We start from the raw sequence: 1,646 nt of genomic DNA, 5'->3' as shown, positions 1-1,646 counted from the left end.
ACCTGAGTTGGCTCAAATTAGTGTGCAAGGCCTTGTCAGTTGATGAGTGCGAGTGCGTCGCGTAGGTCCCGTGGGAGCGGGTCGGCGGCGGTGAGGAGTTGCTTGCCGGCGCGGATTTGCACGGTGCGGTAGCGGCGGGCGGTGCGGACGAACTTCTTGATCGACCAGCCGGTGCGGTCCTCGATGAGCCGGGTGATGGCGAGGGCGGCGAACACGATGGTCAGGTGTGCCTCGATCGACTCGCGTTTGTGGTGGTAGATCGGCCGCGCCTTCAGGTCGTGCTTCGACATGCGGAACGACTTCTCGATCTGGAACAGTCGGTGGTAGGCGCCCATCACGAACTCGGGGTTGGGGTTGTCGATGTTGGTGATGTATGCCTTCAATCCGGCGAGGCTGCGGGCCTTGGCCTCGAGGTCGCGGTTGACCGACTTCTTGGCGCCGGCGATTTTGATGAAGCGGTTCCGCTTGACCGGCTCCTTCCCCGCGACCGCGCGTTCGGCTTTGGCGACCTGCTGGTCGATCCCGCGCAGGGTGCGGCGGGCCCGGTCGGCGGAGTAGTGGTAGTAGACGACCTTGTCCCGCCGGCCCTCGGCGCGCTGTTTCGCGGTGGCGGGCCACGGCTGGGTGAACACATGCCCGTCGGGGATCGGTTCGTCCGGGTGCTGGGTGCGCCACTTCTTCACCTGGTAAGGGATCTCGGGAATCCGCTCGCCGATGATGTAGGTCAAGCTGGCGGCTTCGATCGCGTTGCGGTTGGCCTCTGACACCATCCCGGCATCGGCGACCACGGTCACGTCGGCAAGCTGGTGGGTGGCCATGAACGCCTGCAGGGTTGGGATCATCGTCTTGGTCTCGGCCTTGTTGCCCTCGAACGCCTCGACCATCAACGGGAACCCAGCCGCGTCGGTGAGCAGCCCGATGGTGATCTGCGGCTCCAGCCGGCGTTCTTTGGAGAACCCCGGCTCACGGAACCCGTCCCCGGTGTCGGTCTCGAAGTAGAGCGTGCTCACGTCGTAGAGCACCAGGCTGGCCGGACCGAGCGCGGCGTGCTGGGCGCACGCCGCCGCGAGACGCTGTCGCCACGACTCCTTGGCGTACTCGGACAGACGACGCTTGAGGGTCGCGTACGAGGCAGGCTTGATGCCCACTTCCTCCAGCACCCGCAGGCTGTCCTGCTTGCTGGTGGGTTCGATGATCCGCGCCAGCACCAGGTCCCGGAACACCTCGTCGCCGTCGGTGGCCTCAGCGAACCCGAGCACCTCGAACGCTCGGCACAACGCGTCCCACAGGTGCGCCATCCGCGAGGCCGTGATCTCCGCCGGCCCGGCCTGGCCAGCGGTTTCCAGCCCAAGATCGAGCTCGAGCTGATCTTGGGCCAGCCGCTGCCGCGCCGAGACCTTCAGCGCCTCCAGTTCGGCCTCGTCGTGGGCGGAACCGAGGTGCTCGATGTCGCGCGAGCCGCGCCGGGTCGAGTGCACGATCTGCACCGCGGTCGCCCCCGACGCAGTCTTCACCGTCCGCACGTACGCCACAACAAGGCACCCTACGACCCCGGATTAGTGTGCAAAAACAGCCGGTCCCGAAGACAAAGCCCCAGGTCACGGCCCTGCCCGGCCGCCGAACCTCAGATCGTGAGCCAAGTCAGG

1 protein-coding gene is annotated in these 1,646 nt (G+C 66.5%); it reads right to left on the bottom strand.

What is annotated here, in order from left to right:
- Positions 1 to 35: 35 nt before the first annotated feature.
- Positions 36 to 1,532, bottom strand: a complete 1,497-nt coding sequence (locus tag ACZ3HV_RS44510) for an IS1634 family transposase (protein ID WP_465693945.1) — start codon at positions 1,530 to 1,532, stop codon at positions 36 to 38.
- Positions 1,533 to 1,646: the final 114 nt, after the last annotated feature.

The organism is Kribbella sp. NPDC020701 (genome assembly GCF_055562215.1).
Note: the sequence above shows the minus strand (reverse complement) of the source record. Positions and strands in the feature narration are given on the sequence as shown.